This is a genomic window from Vibrio sp. L3-7, assembly GCF_963898195.1.
Taxonomy (GTDB): Bacteria; Pseudomonadota; Gammaproteobacteria; order Enterobacterales; family Vibrionaceae; genus Vibrio; species Vibrio echinoideorum.
Genome location: NZ_CAWQUW010000005.1, coordinates 16,156 through 35,828 on the forward strand (window position 1 = coordinate 16,156; position 19,673 = coordinate 35,828).

General features: G+C 43.7%; 16 protein-coding genes. 4 read left to right on the top strand and 12 right to left on the bottom strand.

What is annotated here, in order from left to right; translation table 11 throughout:
• Window positions 1-114 precede the first annotated feature (114 nt).
• The 5 genes from AACW75_RS05390 to AACW75_RS05410 form a co-directional block, all read right to left on the bottom strand.
• Window positions 115-879 carry a transporter substrate-binding domain-containing protein gene (locus AACW75_RS05390; RefSeq protein WP_017076755.1) on the bottom strand — a complete coding sequence of 255 codons (765 nt, stop codon included), beginning with the start codon at window positions 877-879 and terminating at the stop codon, window positions 115-117.
• 285 nt (window positions 880-1,164) lie between these two features.
• Window positions 1,165-2,931, bottom strand: a complete 1,767-nt coding sequence (locus AACW75_RS05395) for a sodium:solute symporter family transporter (RefSeq protein ID WP_017076754.1) — start codon at window positions 2,929-2,931, stop codon at window positions 1,165-1,167.
• 1,038 nt (window positions 2,932-3,969) lie between these two features.
• Window positions 3,970-4,596 carry a bifunctional 4-hydroxy-2-oxoglutarate aldolase/2-dehydro-3-deoxy-phosphogluconate aldolase gene (locus AACW75_RS05400; protein WP_010438323.1) on the bottom strand — a complete coding sequence of 209 codons (627 nt, stop codon included), beginning with the start codon at window positions 4,594-4,596 and terminating at the stop codon, window positions 3,970-3,972.
• A gap of 73 nt (window positions 4,597-4,669) precedes the next feature.
• Complete coding sequence (locus AACW75_RS05405) at window positions 4,670-5,602, bottom strand: sugar kinase (protein WP_017076753.1); 933 nt, start codon at window positions 5,600-5,602, stop codon at window positions 4,670-4,672.
• A 34-nt stretch (window positions 5,603-5,636) separates the two neighbouring features.
• The gene (locus AACW75_RS05410; protein WP_010438329.1) at window positions 5,637-5,972 is read right to left on the bottom strand and encodes a cupin domain-containing protein; all 336 of its coding nucleotides are present in this window, start codon (window positions 5,970-5,972) and stop codon (window positions 5,637-5,639) included.
• Window positions 5,973-6,305: 333 nt separating this feature from the next.
• Here AACW75_RS05410 and AACW75_RS05415 point away from each other — a divergent pair, with 333 nt between their 5' ends.
• The 3 genes from AACW75_RS05415 to AACW75_RS05425 all read left to right on the top strand — a co-directional run bounded on the left by AACW75_RS05415 (window position 6,306) and on the right by AACW75_RS05425 (window position 11,800).
• Complete coding sequence (locus tag AACW75_RS05415; protein ID WP_029225293.1) at window positions 6,306-8,504, top strand: heparinase II/III domain-containing protein; 2,199 nt, start codon at window positions 6,306-6,308, stop codon at window positions 8,502-8,504.
• Window positions 8,505-8,506: 2 nt separating this feature from the next.
• Entirely contained in the window at window positions 8,507-10,660 is a 2,154-nt protein-coding gene (locus AACW75_RS05420) for a heparinase II/III domain-containing protein (protein ID WP_017076751.1), read from the top strand.
• A 303-nt stretch (window positions 10,661-10,963) separates the two neighbouring features.
• Window positions 10,964-11,800 (top strand): fumarylacetoacetate hydrolase family protein, encoded by an 837-nt coding sequence (locus AACW75_RS05425; protein WP_145570161.1) that lies wholly within the window; start codon window positions 10,964-10,966, stop codon window positions 11,798-11,800.
• A 75-nt stretch (window positions 11,801-11,875) separates the two neighbouring features.
• Here the strand turns inward: AACW75_RS05425 and phnE (AACW75_RS05430) are convergent, their stop codons facing one another.
• The 4 genes from phnE (AACW75_RS05430) to phnD form a co-directional block, all read right to left on the bottom strand.
• On the bottom strand, window positions 11,876-12,706 hold the full coding sequence (gene phnE / locus AACW75_RS05430) for a phosphonate ABC transporter, permease protein PhnE (protein ID WP_145570162.1): 831 nt from the start codon (window positions 12,704-12,706) through the stop codon (window positions 11,876-11,878).
• 11 nt (window positions 12,707-12,717) lie between these two features.
• On the bottom strand, window positions 12,718-13,581 hold the full coding sequence (gene phnE, locus AACW75_RS05435) for a phosphonate ABC transporter, permease protein PhnE (RefSeq protein WP_237297662.1): 864 nt from the start codon (window positions 13,579-13,581) through the stop codon (window positions 12,718-12,720).
• Entirely contained in the window at window positions 13,578-14,396 is an 819-nt protein-coding gene (phnC, locus tag AACW75_RS05440) for a phosphonate ABC transporter ATP-binding protein (RefSeq protein WP_145570163.1), read from the bottom strand. The genes phnE (AACW75_RS05435) and phnC overlap by 4 nt, the downstream gene beginning before the upstream one ends.
• 143 nt (window positions 14,397-14,539) lie before the next feature.
• The gene (phnD, locus tag AACW75_RS05445) at window positions 14,540-15,496 is read right to left on the bottom strand and encodes a phosphate/phosphite/phosphonate ABC transporter substrate-binding protein (protein ID WP_145570164.1); all 957 of its coding nucleotides are present in this window, start codon (window positions 15,494-15,496) and stop codon (window positions 14,540-14,542) included.
• Window positions 15,497-15,761: 265 nt separating this feature from the next.
• Between phnD and AACW75_RS05450 the strand changes: the two genes are divergently transcribed.
• A complete protein-coding gene (locus tag AACW75_RS05450; RefSeq protein WP_017076745.1) occupies window positions 15,762-16,478 on the top strand; it encodes a FadR/GntR family transcriptional regulator in 717 nt (238 codons plus the stop codon).
• Window positions 16,479-16,696: 218 nt separating this feature from the next.
• Here AACW75_RS05450 and AACW75_RS05455 read toward each other — a convergent pair whose 3' ends face one another.
• From AACW75_RS05455 to AACW75_RS05465, 3 genes are all read right to left on the bottom strand, one after another.
• Window positions 16,697-18,196, bottom strand: coding sequence for a tripartite tricarboxylate transporter permease (locus tag AACW75_RS05455; RefSeq protein ID WP_145570165.1), 1,500 nt, complete (start codon window positions 18,194-18,196; stop codon window positions 16,697-16,699).
• Between the two features lie 9 nt (window positions 18,197-18,205).
• Entirely contained in the window at window positions 18,206-18,661 is a 456-nt protein-coding gene (locus tag AACW75_RS05460) for a tripartite tricarboxylate transporter TctB family protein (RefSeq protein ID WP_017076743.1), read from the bottom strand.
• A gap of 84 nt (window positions 18,662-18,745) precedes the next feature.
• Window positions 18,746-19,672, bottom strand: a complete 927-nt coding sequence (locus AACW75_RS05465) for a tripartite tricarboxylate transporter substrate binding protein (RefSeq protein WP_017076742.1) — start codon at window positions 19,670-19,672, stop codon at window positions 18,746-18,748.
• Between the last annotated feature and the right edge of the window lies 1 nt (window position 19,673).

Below are 19,673 nucleotides of genomic sequence, written 5' to 3' on the forward strand. Positions count from 1 at the left end.
TACGTGTTCGATAGTTAAGGGCACGATAGCGATTAGAAGCGAACCATCAAACCATAACGAAATAGGCCAGCAATGCTGGCCTATTTTTTGGTCACTGTATAAATCGAAAAGAGGTTACTTAAGAGAGTTGTGGATCAGGAACTCTTCTTCAACGCCTTTTAGTTTCATCTCATCCATAATGAAGTTCACCGTGTTCAACAAACGTTGTTCACCTTTTGGAATCAGGTAGCCGAATTGGCTGTTGGTGAACGGTGTTTCACAGCGAGCAGCTTCAAGACGTTCATCAGTCACTTGATAGAACAGACCTTCAGGGGTTTCTGTCACCATCACATCAACTTTACCTTCCGCAACGGCTTGCGGAACATCTAGGTTGTTCTCGTAACGTGTAAAGCTCGCATCTTGTAAGTTAGCATCCGCGAAAATCTCATTAGTCCCGCCGATATTGACGCCAACACGCACAGAAGAAAGGTTCACTTTCTCAATGCTGTTGTATTGTTCTGCTTTGCCTTTCGCAACTAAGAAACACTTGCCAAAGGTCATGTAGCCTTGAGTTTGTTCTGCGTTTAACTGACGCTGCATTTTACGTGTGATACCGCCCATCGCGATGTCGTATTTATCGCTGTCGAGGTCGGTTAGCAGATCTTTCCATGTAGTACGGACAATCTGTAATTCGACGCCCAGCTGCTCTGCAACATGCTTAGCTACGTCAATGTCATAACCAGAATAGCTCTTGCCATCAAAGTAAGAGAAAGGTTTGTAGTCGCCTGTGGTGCCAACGCGAAGTGTGCCTGATTTTTGGATGTCTTCTAATTGGTCAGCTTGTGCTACACCAGAGAGCGCCAGAGTAATGGAAGCGAGTAATAGTGATGTTTTTGTCATTGTAATTATCTGTTGTGTTTGTGTTGTTGTTCAAAGTAACAGAAAGAAAAGTAGAAAGAGATCAAACCATTGGAAATGGTTGTCAAGAAGATGAACACCGAGGGAAGGTTGGGGGATTTGCATAGAGTCTTGAAAATAGAGGCGTGTACGTACCAAGTTCAATTTTGATAAACCGTAGACAAACAAAAAGCCCATGTTATCGAATAACATGGGCTTCATTTTGGTTTAACTTGTTAGCTGCTTAGCTGTTTAGCTGTTTAGCTGTTTAGCTGTTTAGCTGTTTAGCTATTTAGCAACTGACTCGTTGTTCATCTTAGCCGGGGCTTTAGATGCGTTAACCAGTAGGATACCAACGGTTAGTACCATCGAACCACATAGTAGGAACAACAAGCGTCCTGTTGGTTCGTTTGGAATTAGAGCCATTGCTAGAATACCGAAACCTGCTGTGCTGATAAGCTTACCAAGCATTGAACGCTGTTTAGTATCTAGGTTTTGTTGCTCTTCACCTTCAGCAACAAGTGGTGTATTCCAGTTAGTAAACAATGTATCAACTTCTTTCTCACGCTCAGTTGATAGAGGTTTATAGAAGAATTGAGTTGCTAAGAAGAAGCCACCAGTAAAGATTACGTGTGCAGCTAAGCTTAAGCCAACTTTAAGATCTGCCCACTCACGACCAGTCAATTGTTGCTCTAAACCAAATAGGTGTTCAATATCTTCTGCTTGTAGAGAAATACCAAAGATGTAAGAAACAAAACCACCGACAATCAATGTAGTCCAAGCCGACCAATCTGGTGTTTTACGAATAATCATACCTAGGAAGATTGGAATAAGCATTGGGAAGCCGATTAATGCACCCACGTTCATTACGATATCAAATAAGCTTAAGTGACGTAACGAGTTAATGTATAGGCCAATCGAGATAATGATTATACCCATCAGAATTGTCGTTAGCTTACTTACAATCACGAGTTCTTTTTGCTCTGCATTCTTGCGAAGAACAGGGCTATAGAAGTTCATTACAAAGATGCCAGCGTTACGGTTCAAACCTGAATCCATAGAAGACATTGTTGCAGCGAACATCGCAGACATTAATAGACCAACCATACCTGCTGGCATTACGTTTTGTACGAATGCTAGGTAAGCAGCATCACCCGCTTTATCACCCATTGAAGCGTACTCCAATGCGAAATCAGGCATGAATGCACTTACGTACCAAGGTGGTAGGAACCAGATAAGAGGGCCAACAACCATTAGGATACATGCTAAGCCTGCCGCTTTACGCGCATTTTCACTGTCTTTAGCACATAAGTAACGATAAGCATTGATACTGTTATTCATTACACCAAACTGCTTCACAAAGATGAAAACAACCCATAGTACGAATACACTTACATAGTTGAGGTTATTCCCCAACATGAAGTCACCTTGGAAATTATCAACAATGTTCGTAATGCCACCACCGTGGAAGTAAGCAGCAACCGCACAAGTGATCGTAACCGCCATGATAACTAGCATTTGCATGAAGTCAGATGCGACAACGGCCCAAGACCCACCAGTTACCGACATGATGACTAACACAGCACCGGTGAAGATGATGGTGGTTTCCATAGGGATATTAAATACAGCAGCAACAAAGATTGCTAGACCATTTAGCCAAATACCTGCAGAAATTAGGCTGTCCGGCATACCGAACCAAGTAAAGAACTGCTCTGAAGTTTTACCAAAACGCTGTCTGATTGCTTCAATCGCGGTTACAACACGAAGTTGACGGAACTTTGGGGCAAAGTACATGTAGTTCATGAAATAACCAAATGCATTGGCTAAGAACAGAATTACAATAACAAAACCATCGGAGAATGCGCGTCCTGCGGCTCCAGTAAACGTCCATGCTGAAAACTGTGTCATGAAGGCGGTTGCACCAACCATCCACCACAACATTTTGCCGCCCCCTCTGAAGTAATCACTAGTCGACGTGGTGAACTTACGGAACATCCAACCAATAGCGATTAAAAAGAAGAAGTAGGCGAGAACAACAAAAGTATCAATAGTCATCTTTTCAGCCTTTTAAATATCATAATTAACTGGGCTTAGATTAACGCGTCCAAAGGTTTATTTGTACTACAATATGTCTTTAGTATGATCTAGGTCGCATTGATTTTTGAGTACACACGACAGGCTGTCTTAACCTGCTGTTTTTATTGTCTTTAATTGTTTTTATGAATTGCTCTAGATCCAAGATAAATTGAAGCTCAAATGTTTATATGTATTACAATATAAGTAATAAGGCTTTAGTTTGCCTTATTTATAAGATTTTAATTATAACCGTAACAAATGTGCTACAACTGAACGTGGTTGTGCGACGGGATTCACGTTAAATCTCCGTACTAAATCGCAAAATATTGTTTCTAGCATTTAAGTGTAGCTTATTGTTTTTATGTCGCTATTTTCTATTTCACGCCCTGAATTGCTCATTATTTATCCGTACTATTTATCTACGCGATTTATCCGCTCAATTTTTCTGCTGTTCTTGTGTTTAGAGTCTTGGTTTGTCCAACCGCTCGAAATTGGAGTAGGCGCTAGCGAGAATTATACCCAATATCGGATATCGGATATCCGATATCCGATAAGCGATAAGCGATAAGCGATAAGCGATAATCATAGCCATAAGCCTTGTATTGCTTCATGGCGATTTCTAACTATATGTAAGAGGTTTGTATGCTTAATGGTGAGTAAGGGCGGATGCGTCGATACAGGGCTCAAGACACGGTATGAGTCGAGTGAGTTAGATTACATAAGTGAGTGCTTAGAGTGTTTGCCAGGTCGTGTAAGGCGTTTTAGCACAGTGAAATAGCACGTGCACAAAATTACAAATTACCAGTCACAAAGCTGGTGGATGGCCTGATAAACGGGAATGTATTGTAGAGGTCTTAACTTGTTTGAGCGTCGTGCTCTTCAGGTAACAGCCTCAAACTATCAACGATCAAACTTCAGTTACCCAAAAGATTTAGATAACAAAATCCAGTTATTGAAAAACCTCAGATAACAAAAAGCCCCACCGAAGTGAGGCTTTATCACGAAATCTAAAACAGATTAAGCGTTAACGTGAGCAACAGCATCACGAACAAGCTTACCTAGTTCGTCCCATTTACCTTCGTCGATAAGGTTAGTTGGAACCATCCAAGTACCGCCACACGCAAGTACAGAAGGGATAGATAGATATTCATCTACATTCTTTAAGCTTACGCCGCCAGTAGGCATGAATTTAACAGGGTAAACCGCTGTTAGTGCTTTAAGCATACCAGTACCGCCAGAAGGCTCAGCAGGGAAGAACTTCAACGTGCGAAGACCCATTTCCATTGCTTGCTCAACTAGGCTTGGGTTGTTTACGCCCGGTACGATAGCAACACCTTTATCGATACAGTATTGAACAGTACGTGGGTTAAAACCTGGGCTTACGATGAAATCAACACCCGCTTCGATAGATGCGTCAACTTGCTCGTTAGTCAGTACTGTACCTGAACCGATTAGCATGTCAGGGAACTCTTTACGCATGATGCGAATCGCTTCGATTGCACATTCTGTACGTAGTGTGATTTCTGCACATGGCATGCCGTTTTCAACAAGTGCTTTACCTAGAGGGATAGCGTCTTCAGCACGGTTGATAGCGATTACAGGAATTACTTTTAGATTTGCTAGTTGTTCATTTAATGTAGTCATGAATTCTTTCTCACGTTAATTATGGGCTTGCTTTTAACTAAGCAAACCCTTGATTAATATATAAAGTGCGTAATTATAGAGACAGATCAGGCGTCGCATCTACAGGAATGATAGCACCTGGATGCTGAATCACGGTTCCTGCCACAATATGACCTGCAAATGCTGCGTCACGAGCATTACCGCCACTCAAACGCTTAGCCAAGAAGCCAGCACTGAACGAGTCGCCAGCAGCCGTAGTATCTACGATGTTGTCAACTGGGTTTGGAGCTACATATTGAGCACTTTGGCTTTCGACGACTAAGCAGTCTTTCGCGCCACGTTTGATCACGATCTCTTTCACACCAGACTCAGACGTACGAGCAATACATTGTTCAATGCTTTCGTCGCCGTATAACTCTTGTTCATCATCAAACGTTAGTAGAGCCGTGTCGGTGTACTTAAGCATTTTCAAGTACCAAGAAATTGCTTCTTGTTGGCTTTCCCAAAGTTTAGGACGGTAGTTATTGTCGAAGAATACTTGACCGCCTTGAGCTTTAAATTTGTCTAAGAAGTTAAACAGCTGTGTGCGACCATTTTCTGTCAAGATAGCAAGCGTAATGCCACTTAGGTAAACCGCATCAAAAGAGAACAGCTTATCAAGTAGAGCAGGCGTGTCTTGCTGATCAAACATGAACTTCGCTGCAGCATCACTACGCCAGTAGTGGAAGCTACGCTCACCAGTTTCATCGGTCTCGATGTAATAAAGCCCTGGTTGTTTGTGATCGAGCTGAGCCACCAAGCTTGTGTCGATACCTTCAGCTTGCCACTTTTCTAACATGTCAGTACTGAATGGGTCAGTGCCAAGTGCTGTTACATAGCTTGTTTGGATGCCATGTTTTTTTGTTAAGCGTGACAGGTAAAGTGCAGTATTTAGCGTATCGCCACCAAAACTTTGCTTAAGCCCATCTTGTTTCTTTTGTAGCTCAACCATGCACTCGCCAATGACCGCGATGTTTAATGATTTCATATGCTTACCTTAGCAACTGAGGTTGCGCTATTCATTATTTTAAAAAGTCTTCACGCGCAGGGTTGAAGATATCAAGAAGGATGCTGTCTTGCTCTAGTGCAACAGCACCGTGCATCATGTGTTTACGAGCGAAGTAAGCGTCGCCTTCTTTAAGTACTCTCTTCTCGCCTTCGATCTCAGCTTCAAAGCTACCACGAACAACATAACCGATTTGGTCATGAATTTCGTGTGTGTGAGGATGGCCAATGGCACCCTTATCAAAACACAGGTGTACAGCCATTAGATCGTCAGTGTAAGCAACGATTTTACGTTTAATACCGCCACCAAGTTCTTCCCATGGATTTTCATCTAGCATAAAGAAAGAGTTCATTGTGTATCTCCTAATCTGTTTAAATCTTTTAAGTGTTACTTAGCTTACATTCATAATAAGGGAATGAGCCTAATTGTAATACAATATATCTAAAATTGTGTGATATTGATCAAGTGATACTTTATATAGCGTAAATAAATCAACAACTTAACAAATGCTCGATATTTGTCATTATTTAACTACATCAATGACTTATGGTGATTTATGTGATTCTACTCATCATTTAGCACCGAATAGGTATGATTAAAGCTCATATTGTATTACTTTATATGGAGTTTGAAAATTTAATCAAAGTTTAAACAGATAAACTCTTTATTGAGGGTGACAAAGAATATGACTACCAAACCAGTATTGTTGACTGAAGCAGAAATTGAGCAACTTCACCTTGAAGTGGGCCGTTCTAGCTTAATGGGCAAAACCATTGCAGCGAACGCGAAAGACTTAGAAGCGTTTATGCGTTTACCTATTGATGTTCCAGGTCACGGTGAAGCAGGGGGTTACGAGCATAACCGCCATAAGCAAAATTACACGTACATGAACTTAGCTGGTCGCATGTTCTTGATCACTAAAGAGCAAAAATACGCTGACTTCGTTACAAAATTATTAGAAGTGTACGCAGACAAATATCTAACGTTTGATTACCACGTACAGAAAAACACTAACCCAACAGGTCGTTTGTTCCACCAAATCCTGAACGAGCACTGCTGGTTAATGTTCTCAAGCTTAGCTTACTCTTGTGTTGCTTCAACAATGACACAAGAACAACGTGACAACATTGAGTCTCGCATTTTCGAACCAATGTTAGAAATGTTCACGGTTAAATACGCACACGACTTCGACCGCATTCACAACCACGGAATTTGGGCTGTAGCCGCTGTGGGTATCTGTGGTCTTGCTCTAGGCAAGCGCGAGTACCTTGAAATGTCAGTGTACGGCATCGACCGTAACGATACTGGCGGTTTCCTAGCGCAAATTTCTCAACTGTTTGCACCTTCTGGTTACTACATGGAAGGTCCTTACTATCACCGTTACGCGATTCGTCCAACGTGTGTATTTGCTGAAGTTATTCACCGTCACATGCCTGAAGTTGATATCTACAACTACAAAGGCGGCGTGATTGGTAACACAGTACAAGCAATGCTTTCTACGGCTTACCCGAACGGTGAATTCCCAGCATTAAACGATGCGTCTCGTACTATGGGCATCACAGATATGGGTGTTCAAGTAGCGGTTAGCGTTTACAGCAAGCATTACTCTTCTGAAAGTGGCGTTGACCAAAACATTCTTGGTATGGCGAAGATTCAAGACGCAGTATGGATGCACCCATGTGGTCTTGAGCTATCTAAAGCCTACGAAGAGGCTTCAGCTAAACAAGAAATCGGTATGCCTTTCTGGCCAAGTGTTGAATTGAGCGAGGGTCCTGAAGGCCACAACGGCGCACAAGGCTTTATCCGTATGCAGGATAAGAAAGGCGACGTTTCTCAACTTGTTATGAACTACGGCCAACACGGCATGGGCCACGGCAACTTCGATACGTTGGGTATTTCTTTCTTCAACCGCGGTCAAGAAGTGTTACGTGAATACGGCTTCTGTCGTTGGGTTAACGTTGAGCCAAAATTCGGTGGTCGTTACCTAGACGAAAACAAATCTTACGCTCGTCAAACGATTGCTCATAACGCAGTAACGATTGATGAAAAATGTCAGAACAACTTTGACGTTGAACGTGCAGACGCGGTACACGGTTTACCTCACTTCTTCAAAGTTGAAGACGAGAAAATCACTGGCATGAGCGCATTTGCTAACGATCACTACGAAGGTTTTGACATGCAACGCAGCGTGTTCATGCTAGACCTTGAAGAGTTTGAGTCTCCGCTATTGCTAGACTTGTACCGCTTAGGTTCTACAAAAGGCGGCGAAGGCGATCACCAATTTGACTACTCTCATCAATATCAAGGTCAAATTGTTCGCACTAACTTCGAATACCAAGCAAACAAAGAGCTAAATACACTAGGTAGTGACTTCGGTTACCAACACCTATGGAATGTAGCAAGTGGTGAAGTGAATGGCACTGCGTTAGTTAGCTGGTTACAAAACAACACGTACTACACTTGGTTGGGTACAAGTTCAAACGAGAACGGAGAAATCATCTTCACTCGCACTGGTGCTAACGATCCAAGCTTTAACCTACGTTCAGAGCCTGCATTCATTCTACGCAGCAAAGGCGAAACAACATTGTTTGCTTCTGTTCTAGAAACACACGGTTACTTTAACGAAGAATTCGAGCAATCAGTAAACGCTCGTGGTGTTGTGAAAAACATCAATGTTGTTGCTCACACGAATGTAGGTTCAGTAGTAGAGATTACGACAGAGAAATCAAACGTGACAGTGATGATCAGCAACCAACTTGGCGCAACTGACAGCACTGAACACAAAGTAGAACTGAACGGCAAAGTATACAGCTGGACGGGCTTCTACTCAGTAGAAACAATTTTAAATCCAGAATTAGCAAGTACAGCAGAGCAGGGGAAATAATAATGAGCTATCAACCACTTTTACTTAACTTTGATGAAGCAGCAGAGCTTCGTAAAGAACTTGGCAAGGATAGCCTTTTAGGTAACGCACTGACTCGCGACATTAAACAAACTGACGCTTACATGGCTGAAGTTGGCATTGAAGTACCAGGTCACGGTGAAGGCGGCGGTTACGAACATAACCGTCATAAGCAAAACTACATCCACATGGATCTAGCGGGCCGTTTGTTCCTTATCACTGAGGAAACTAAGTACCGTGATTACATCGTTGATATGCTAACAGCGTACGCGACGGTATACCCAACATTGGAAAGCAACGTAAGCCGTGACTCTAACCCTCCGGGTAAGCTGTTCCACCAAACGTTGAACGAGAACATGTGGATGCTTTACGCTTCTTGTGCGTACAGCTGTATTTACCACACAATCTCTGAAGAGCAGAAGCGCCTGATCGAAGACGATCTTCTTAAGCAAATGATCGAAATGTTCGTTGTTACTTACGCACACGACTTCGATATCGTACACAACCACGGCTTATGGGCAGTGGCAGCGGTTGGTATCTGTGGTTACGCGATCAACGACCAAGAATCTGTAGACAAAGCGCTTTACGGCCTGAAACTAGATAAAGTAAGCGGCGGTTTCTTAGCGCAACTTGACCAACTGTTCTCGCCAGACGGCTACTACATGGAAGGTCCTTACTACCACCGTTTCTCTCTACGTCCAATCTACCTGTTCGCAGAAGCGATTGAACGTCGTCAGCCTGAAGTTGGTATCTATGAATTCAACGATTCAGTGATCAAGACAACGTCTTACTCTGTATTCAAAACCGCATTCCCAGACGGTACATTGCCAGCTCTGAACGATTCATCGAAGACAATCTCTATCAACGATGAAGGCGTTATCATGGCAACGTCCGTGTGTTACCACCGTTACGAGCAGACTGAAACTCTGCTTGGTATGGCTAACCACCAACAAAACGTTTGGGTTCATGCTTCAGGTAAAACATTGTCTGACGCGGTTGATTCAGCAGACGACATCAAAGCATTCAACTGGGGTAGCCTGTTTGTAACCGATGGCCCTGAAGGCGAAAAAGGCGGCGTAAGCATCCTTCGTCACCGTGACGAACAAGATGACGACACGATGGCATTGATCTGGTTTGGTCAACACGGCAGCGATCACCAGTACCACTCTGCTCTAGACCACGGTCACTACGATGGATTGCACCTAAGCGTATTCAACCGTGGCCACGAAGTACTGCACGATTACGGCTTCGGTCGCTGGGTAAACGTTGAGCCTAAATTTGGCGGTCGTTACATTCCAGAGAACAAGTCTTACTGTAAGCAGACGGTTGCTCACAACACAGTAACGGTTGATCAGAAAACGCAGAACAACTTCAACACAGCATTGGCTGAGTCTAAGTTTGGTCAGAAGCACTTCTTCGTAGCAGACGACCAATCTCTGCAAGGCATGAGCGGCACAATTTCTGAGTACTACACAGGCATAGACATGCAACGCAGCGTGATTCTTGCTGAACTTCCTGAGTTCGAGAAGCCATTAGTTATCGATGTATACCGCATTGAAGCTGACGCTGAGCACCAGTACGACCTACCCGTTCACCACTCTGGGCAGATCATCCGTACTGACTTTGATTACAACATGGAAAAAACGCTTAAGCCATTAGGTGAAGATAACGGTTACCAACATCTATGGAACGTTGCTTCAGGCAAAGTGAACGAAGAAGGTTCTTTAGTTAGCTGGCTACATGACAGCAGCTACTACAGCCTAGTAACCAGCGCGAATGCGGGCAGCGAAGTGATTTTTGCTCGCACTGGTGCTAACGATCCAGACTTCAACCTTAAGAGTGAGCCTGCGTTCATCTTACGTCAGTCTGGTCAAAACCACGTGTTTGCTTCTGTACTAGAAACGCATGGTTACTTTAACGAGTCTATCGAAGCCTCTGTAGGCGCTCGTGGTCTAGTTAAATCAGTGTCTGTTGTGGGTCATAACAGTGTCGGGACTGTTGTTCGCATTCAGACTACTTCTGGCAACACTTACCACTACGGTATCTCAAACCAAGCTGAAGACACGCAGCAAGCAACTCACACTGTTGAGTTCGCGGGTGAGACATACTCGTGGGAAGGATCATTTGCTCAACTGTAAATGATTAACATACATGTCGTTTAACGATGACATGTATTGATGTGGTGCTTTGCGGGAACGAAGCATCACATTGAAATTCAGTCGTGATTGAAAAATCGTTCGTTGAAACCAACAACGACTGAAAACATCGGGAATAAGTCAAACCGAGTAACTCATAGCGAGTTGCTCGGTTTTTTTATGTCGGTAGAAAAGGGAATAATGTGAGCAGATAAGGAGAACGTATTAAATAATTGATAACAGTCAATGTGGTGTCGATGTGTAGGCTACAGTATGTGTTAGAAATGAAATAATTAAGGATAAATCATGAAGTTAATTGAAGGGTTGGCGATAATACTTACTGCTTCTTGTTCCGCCTATGCTGTTGCGGATAGCACGCAAAACAATGTAAATACAGAGCAATTCGTGCGTTACCATTATCAAGACAAAAACAGCTACGGAAAGTTGGTTAAAGACGCTATTTTTCCAATCAATGGTGACATCTTTAGCAAATATTCAATTGAAAAAACCTCGATTCCACTTGAATCAGTTGAACTGTTGCTTCCTACTGAGCCAGAGAAAGTCTTTGCCGTTGGTATGAACTACGTGAGTCATGCTGCTTCTCATCCTGATTTACCGCCTCCTTTATTCTTGAAACTGCCGTCTTCTTTGATTTTATCGGGTGAAACCATTCACGCCCCTTTTGATGCTCAGAATGTGCATTTTGAAGGTGAGCTGGTGGTCGTGATTGGCAAAGAAATCAGTAAAGTCAGTCAAGAAGATGCAGAAGATGCAATTTTCGGTGTCACGGTGGGTAATGATATAACGGAAAGAAGTTGGCAGAACAGTGATTTGCAGTGGTTGCGAGCCAAGGCATCGGATGGGTTTGGACCGATTGGTCACACTATTGTGAAAGGCATTGACTATAACAATGTTGAACTTACAACGCGTGTTAACGGCGATATCGTTCAGCAAGAGAACACCTCGTTTATGATCCACAAGCCGCGCAAAGTCGTCAGTTATTTGAGCCACTATTTTACCTTAAAGCCGGGTGACCTAGTGTTCATGGGTACGCCGGGGAGAACCCATGCATTGTCTGATAAAGATGAAGTGTCGGTGACGATCGAAGGTGTAGGGACGGTCACTAATGAAGTGCGGTTCTAATTGTGGGATTAATTTATAGGGTTTCCATTAAACAAAAAGCCTACTCAGTGAGTAGGCTTCGAGATGCTCTATTATCTAGATAAAAGCTTTTCTTGCTTTGGCAGCTAACCATTCAGAGAAGACTACTGTCACTAGAATCGCAAAGAAAATCACCGTTACTTGAGGCCATGCCAGCATCGCCATTGACTCTTGCAGTTTCAATCCAATACCGCCAGCACCAACTAAACCTAACACTGTTGATTCTCGAATATTGATATCCCAACGGAACAAGCTCGTGCCGATGAAACTTGGCATTACTTGCGGAAGAATGCCGTAGTTCAACACTTGCAGTGGAGACGCCCCCGTCGATTGAATCGCCGACATCTGAGTGACGTTCACTTCTTCAATCGCTTCGTACATCAACTTAGCCACGAAACCAATCGAGCGCAGCGCAATCGCGATAATACCGGCTAGTAGCCCTGGGCCGATGATCGCCACTAATAATAAAGCCCAAATCAATGAGTTAATCGAACGACTTGCCGCAATGATGAACAGTGCGATAGGCCTAATAAACGTCGTGCTTGGTGTTGTGTTGCGTGCGGCTAAGAACGCAACTGGAAACGCGAGTACGATCCCTAATAGGGTGCCAAGTGTTGCGATATTAATCGTGTCCCACATCGGGCTCCAAAGTGACTCTAAGTAGCTCCATCTTGGTGGCCACATGCGTGAAGAAATATCAGCAAGTTGATTAGGTGAATCCGTTACAAAATACCAGATAGTCTCTTTATTCATGACCTGCCAGGCAAAAACGGTTAAAGCAACAAAGCAAAGCCAACCGAGCCAAAGCATTAGGCTCTGTTTGCTGTCGTAACGCTGCCATTGGGTACGATTCATGGCGCTTGAAGGTGTGTCATTTAGCGTGCTCATTTAGTCGTTCCTTACTGCACATGCTTACGGATGATGGTCGATAGGTATTCACACAACATCACAATCACGATAATAATCAATAGAATAGCGGCGGCTGCACTGTACTCATAACGGTCCATCGCGGTGTTCAATGTTGCGCCGATACCCCCTGCGCCAACAATGCCAATCACGGCAGACTCACGAAAATTGATGTCGAGTCGGTACATCGAAAGCCCGATAAAGCGTGGCATTACCTGCGCTTGAATCGCATAGTTCACTTGTTGTAGCCAACTTGCGCCAGTTGCGCGCATTGCGGTGAGTGGTGCAGGATCTATCGCTTCAATCTCATCGGCGAACAGCTTTGCGAGAAAGCCAATGGTAGCGAATGTTAGCGTGACAAAACCCGCAAACGTACCAAAGCCAAACAGAGCCACACACAAAATCGCAACAATGATCTCTTGTAAGCTGCGAGCGACAGAAATAAACGAGCGGCAGAATAGGTAAACAGGAGTCGGGGCAAGGTTTTTGGCCGCACCTAATCCAAACGGAATGGACAGAATGACGCCTGCCACGGTTGACGTGAGTGTCATGGTTAAACTTTCAATCAAACCTTGCGAGATGTTGTCCCAACGTCCACCGAAATCTGGATTCATGAAGGCCAAAATGAACTGCCAACCACGTTCGCTGCCTTCGTAAATTCGAGTCCAGTTGACGTGTACCGATTGCGTCGCGAGATATAAGTAAACCGCAACAATGATAACTAAGCTCCAACGTAACCATGGATTTGAAATCAGTGGTGGCTTTGTCCACTGTGTTGGGTATTGCTGAGCTAACTTGGGATCTTGTTGAGCTGATTTTGAATGATGTTGAGCTTGCTTTGGATATGGCTGAATCATATTGTTGCCTCAGACAAGCGAGGGCTTGTGATGATTAGGTCATCGGCCTCTTCTTCTGCTTGTTGGCTCCAATCCTCTTCACCGTAGATCTGTGTTAATACATCTTCAGTCAAAAGGTTTGGTGTGTCATCAAATACCACACAGCCTGCATTTAAGCCAACAACTCGGTCAACAAATTGTTTTGCCAACTGAACGTCGTGAATATTGATGATGGCAGGGAGCTGTTGCTCAGAACAAACCTCGCTGATCAATCGCATGATTTGACGTGCCGTACGCGGATCGAGCGCGGCCGTTGGTTCATCGATCAATAGTAGTTTCGGTTTTTGAGCTAACGCACGTGCAATACCAACACGTTGGCGTTGTCCTCCCGACAGTGCATCGGCTCTTTTATTTGCGTGCTCTAATAAGCCAACTCGGTCGAGTAGGGCATAAGCCGCCTGAATATCCGACTCTGGGAAACGGCGAGTAAAACTTTGCCAGAAATTCACGTAACCCAAACGGCCCGAAAGCACGTTTTCCATGACGGTTAAGCGCTCAATCAGTGCGTATTCTTGGAAAATCATCCCAATCTCACGTCGTGAATGTCTCAGTTGTCGCTTAGACAGTGTCTCAAGGTTGGTGTTGGAGAAGATAACTTCGCCGCTGGTGGGCTCGGTTAGTCGGTTAATACAGCGAATCAGCGTTGATTTACCCGCACCAGATGGGCCAATCAATCCAACGACCTCGCCGGCATTCACCGACAAGCTAACGTTGGTCAGGGCTTTATCAGAACTGGAGTAGTGCTTGGTAAGCCCTTTAAGGGTAAGAGTAGACATAGAATTCCTATAGCGATGGTTTACTAAGAGTTCGCGTGAGGTTGACATGGGAAGCAAACCGCTGAGAGTGGTGAGTAACTGCAGGCGCGTAAGCCTGCAGTTAGTTTTATCAATGTGTGATTGGCTTTTTAGTTCGGTTGAACTTAGCTACACGTGTAAGACACTTTGTTTGCTGTATCGATAGTACGGATCACTTCCCAATGCTCTTGGTAAGTAATAGGAACAAACTTCGCTTCGCCGTTGCGCTCGAACTCTTCTTGTAACTTGGTACCTTCCCAATCAAACGTGAAGAATGCTTGTTGAATCTTCTCTTGTAGTTCTGGCGTTAAGTTGTGAGCCGTGCCGTATGCGGTAGTTGGGAAAGTTTGTGATTTATAGATGCTCTTGATTTGCTCTTCTTTTACGACATCGCGTGAAAGCATGCGGTTCAAGACAGAGTTAGCGACAGCTGCTGCGTCGTAATCTTTGTGCGCCACGCCTAAGATAGAGTTGTCGTGTGCGCCAGAGAACGCAGGTTTAAAATCACGATCCGGTTGAAGTTGGTATTCAGCATCTAGAATCGCAGAAGGTGCTTTGAAGCCAGAGTTAGAGGTTTGCGCTGTAAATGCTAGGTTTTTGCCTTTCAGGTCTTCTACTTTTTCAATACCAGAGCCTGGGTGAGTGATAATTTCCATTTCGTAACCGAAAGAGCCATCTTCAGCCGCCATCATGGTGAAAGGTGCAAAGCCTGCACAGTTAACGGCTAGAGGGGTTGAACCTGTGTTAAAGCCAGCAATATGAAGGCGACCTGAACGCATGGCTTCAATTTGAGCTGCGTTATTTTGTACTGGGAAGAAACGAACCGTTTTTTCCGTTGTTTTTTCAAGGTGGCTCAAAAACTCACTCCACACATCAGCGTATACTGCGGGGTCTTCAACTGGTGTGTAAGCAAAAATTAGTGTGTTTGGATCAACCCATTGTGATTCATCTTGGGGTATATCGGCCACTAAGTTTCCTGAACGGTCTTCATATCGCGTGTCCATTGCTAATGCAGAACCAGAAAAAATCAGCGCAGCAGTCATAGCGGTTTTAAGCGTGAGATTTGTTTTTGTCGGTTTCATGATTTCAGTCCAATTGAGTTATCTGTTGGGGATGGAGTATAGAAATCGAGGATGACAGAACCGATGCATTTTGATGACGGATTTATGAATGGTGTAACATAGTGTTTCTAGCTAATTGGAATTAGATATTTTCTAAGCATTTGATTAGTTGAGTAAATTAATCGGGCACTATCCGCGTTGATTTTACTCAATTGGATGTAGGTTGAAATACTGTTATAGTACTCCTTAAATAATACATAAACATAACATATAAATAAGCGAACTTATGGCTAGCACTTTTAATTCAATTTCGGGCTCGAAGCGTAGCCTACACGTGCAAGTAGCACGCGAAATCGCTCGTGGAATTTTGTCTGGCAATTTGCCACAAGGTTCTATTATCCCTGGTGAAATGGCGTTGTGTGAACAGTTTGGTATCAGCCGAACGGCACTTCGTGAAGCAGTTAAACTGCTAACTTCTAAAGGTTTGCTAGAGTCCCGCCCGAAAATCGGTACTCGTGTAGTGGACCGTGCATACTGGAACTTCCTTGATCCTCAACTGATTGAGTGGATGGACGGCTTAACCGACGTCGATCAGTTTTGTTCACAGTTTTTGGGTCTTCGCCGCGCGATTGAACCTGAAGCGTGTGCATTGGCGGCAAAATTTGCGACTGCTGAACAACGTATCGAGCTTTCAGAGATCTTCCAAAAGATGGTAGAAGTGGATGAAGCTGAAGTGTTTGACCAAGAGCGTTGGACAGACATTGATACTCGTTTCCATAGCTTGATCTTTAATGCGACAGGAAACGATTTTTACCTGCCATTTGGTAACATTCTGACTACGATGTTCATCAACTTCATCGTGCACTCTTCTGAAGAAGGAAGTACGTGTATCAATGAACACCGTAGAATCTATGAAGCTATCATGGCCGGTGATTGTGACAAGGCGAGAATTGCTTCTGCCGTTCACTTGCAAGATGCTAACCACCGTTTGGTGACTGCGTAGTAGATGCGTAATAGAAATGGTTTAAAGTACGTCTGAGCCATTTCAGATTGAAATGACAGCTTTGTTCAAAATAACGACTTAGAAAGGTATGCCAAGCGCATGCCTTTTTTGTTGTCTGTCGTTTACGAAAATCATTGCTTTTTGTGTACGAAAAAAGCCAGAGACACGTGTCTCTGGCTTTGACTTATTTGAACGTTATAGGTTAAACGAGCGGCTCATTATGGATGTTCTTCAGCTTGCTTTCGTTTCTGCTTCTTCTTCATCTTTAATGTTGAGTAAACAGATAATACCGCCAACAAGATAAACGCTAGAGCGATAGGGCGCTCATAAAGGAAAGACCAACTGCCGTCGTACATCAATAGTGATTTTCTTAAGTTGGTTTCTGCCATTGGCCCTAAGATGATCGCAAGCAAAATCGGTGAAGAAGGTATATCCAGTTTAGTTAAGACAAACCCAAGTAAGCCAAAACCGATCGCAATCCCTATATCAAACATCGAGTTATTAATCGCGTAAGCACCAACAATCGATAGGAAGACAATAATTGGGATCATGATGATCTTTGGCACTTCAATAATGCGGCAAAAGAATCGGATACCCAGTAAACCAATCACCAGCATCACAAGGTTAGCGACTAGCATTGAGCTGAAAACGCCATAAACCACTTCTGGATTTTGTGCAAATAGAAGAGGGCCGGGTGTTAGGCCTTGTACAATTAGAGCGCCTAATAGAACCGCTGCGACGGCATCTCCAGGAACGCCAAGTGTTAACAATGGAACTAATGAACCACCCGTTACACCGTTGTTGCCTGATTCAGCCGCCGCTAGGCCACGAACTGAACCGTTGCCAAACTCTTCTGGGTTTTTCGACGAACGTTTTGCTTCGTTGTAACAAACAAATGCAGAAATATCAGCACCAGCGCCTGGTACAGATCCGATTGTTGTTCCCATCAAACCACTTTTTATGGCTGTTGGTAGCATTTCTTTTAGATCGCTTTTGCTCAATAGTTTGTGATCAAATTTCGGCGCAACGACTTTCTTTTCGGAGAACAGCTTTTCTAGTTGGTTTAACGCTTCAGAAAGAGCGAACAAACCGATCAAAACAGGGATGACATTGATTCCGCTGTAGAGATCCATAATGTCGAAAGTAAATCTTGGTACGCTGCTGATTGGATCGAGTCCAACGGTAGAAACCAACAACCCAATCGTGCCAGCTAATAATCCTTTGAAAATGTTGTTTGAAGAAACACTCGCAATAATAGTTAAACCAAACAGAGCGAGTGCAAAATATTCTGGTGCATTAAAACGCAGTGCGAACGTCGCCAATTTGGGAGCAATTGCGATAAGAACGATAGTGCTTAATAATCCGCCAATAAATGAAGCCACAGCAGAAATACTTAATGCTCTGGCAGCTTGCCCTCTAACAGCCATTGTGTGACCGTCGAGTACACTTGCTGCTGAAGCTGGCGTCCCTGGTGTTTTAAGTAGTATTGCGGCAATCGAACCACCGTAAATACCACCAATGTACACACCGATTAACATCACAAGGGCTGAAGTTGGTTCCATGCCAAATGTAAACGGAAGGAGTATCGCAACGCCCATTGTTGCGGTTAGTCCTGGTAATGCACCTAAAATAACCCCACCTAGCACACCAAAAACAAGGACAGGAAGTACAGCAAAGCTCACAGCTGTCGCGAGACCATCAATTAGATATTCAAACATTATGACCTCCTATGACCACATTGCTTCAGGAAGCGCGATGTAGAACACCTCGCCAAATAAATAGTAAACCGCAAACACAAAAACAACGGCGACAACGTAATAAATTGGCTTCTTAACTTTGAAATAAACAAGGTAAAATATAAATGCAATCAAGCTAGCGTAAAGGTAACCAACGACACTGATGAGCAATGCGTAGCCGATAAGATAAGCAACGCCGAAGATGGACATTTTACTTACCATCGCTTCTTGTTGTTCTGATACACCTTTAAGTTTGTGTTGAACGATGAGAACAATGCAGATAGCAATTTGAGCAATCACAATCATCATTGGAAAAAATTTCGCATCGACACTGGCATCTTGATACATAGGACGATCAAACTGAGTAATCAACACGAGTGCTATTGCGCTAAGAATGATGATTATGGAAGGGAAGACGACATTTCGATTTAAGTTGGCGTTAGACATAGAATTTAACCCTAAAAAGTAAAGCAAGGGAAAGATACAAACTGATAAAAAGGCACAACTTGTCGTTGTGCCTATGAGTTGAGATTATTGAATTAATTCAGTAAGTGACTTTGTATCTTCTGCAACGAATGCAGTGAATGCTTTATCATCAAGATTGTGAATAGTCATCGCACCTTTCGCCATGAAAGATTTGAACTCCTCACTTGCCATTGCTTCATCAAATGCAGCACCTAGTTTCTCAATTACCGCATCAGGCGTATCTTTTGGAGCGCCAATACCACGCCATGTACCTGTTACAACATCAATACCTTGTTCTTTCAAAGTAGGAACATCAGGAATGTACTGAATACGTTCTTCAGACATGACACCTAATGCTTTTAACTGGCCTGAACGAAGTTGAGCGATAGCTTCACCCGGTGTAACCATTGTTACGTCTGTGTGATGGCCTAATACGGCAGGAATTGCTTCAGACGCACCGTTGTAAGGGATAGCGTTTAATTTAATGCCTTGGTCTTTTTCTAAAGACATGAGGTAGAAGTTTGGCGCAGCAGTTGAAGCAAATTTTACGCTGCCTGGGTTTTCTTTGGCTTCTTTGATTAGGTCATTGATGGTGTTGTATGGGCTATCTGCTGCAACCAATACTACTGCTGGGTCTAAGTTGACTAAACGAATCAATCTAAAGTCGTCTGCTGTATGGCGCATCAAACCCATTTGAGGAAGCGAAGCGATTTCACGAGTTACTACTGTTAATGTATAACCGTCAGCTCGCTGCTGGGCACCAAAACTCATACCAACGGCGCCAGCGCCACCAGTACGGTTCATGATTGAAATATTTTGTCCCAGAATGTCTTTGGCGCTATTGGCAAGAGTACGCCCAACAGCATCTGTACCACCGCCGGCACCGAATGGCACAACCAAGCGAATGTTTTTGCTAGGGTAGTCTGCTGCAATCGATGTTGCAGAAACAAGAATACCAGCTGCTAGCATGATTGATTTTAATAGTTTACTCATA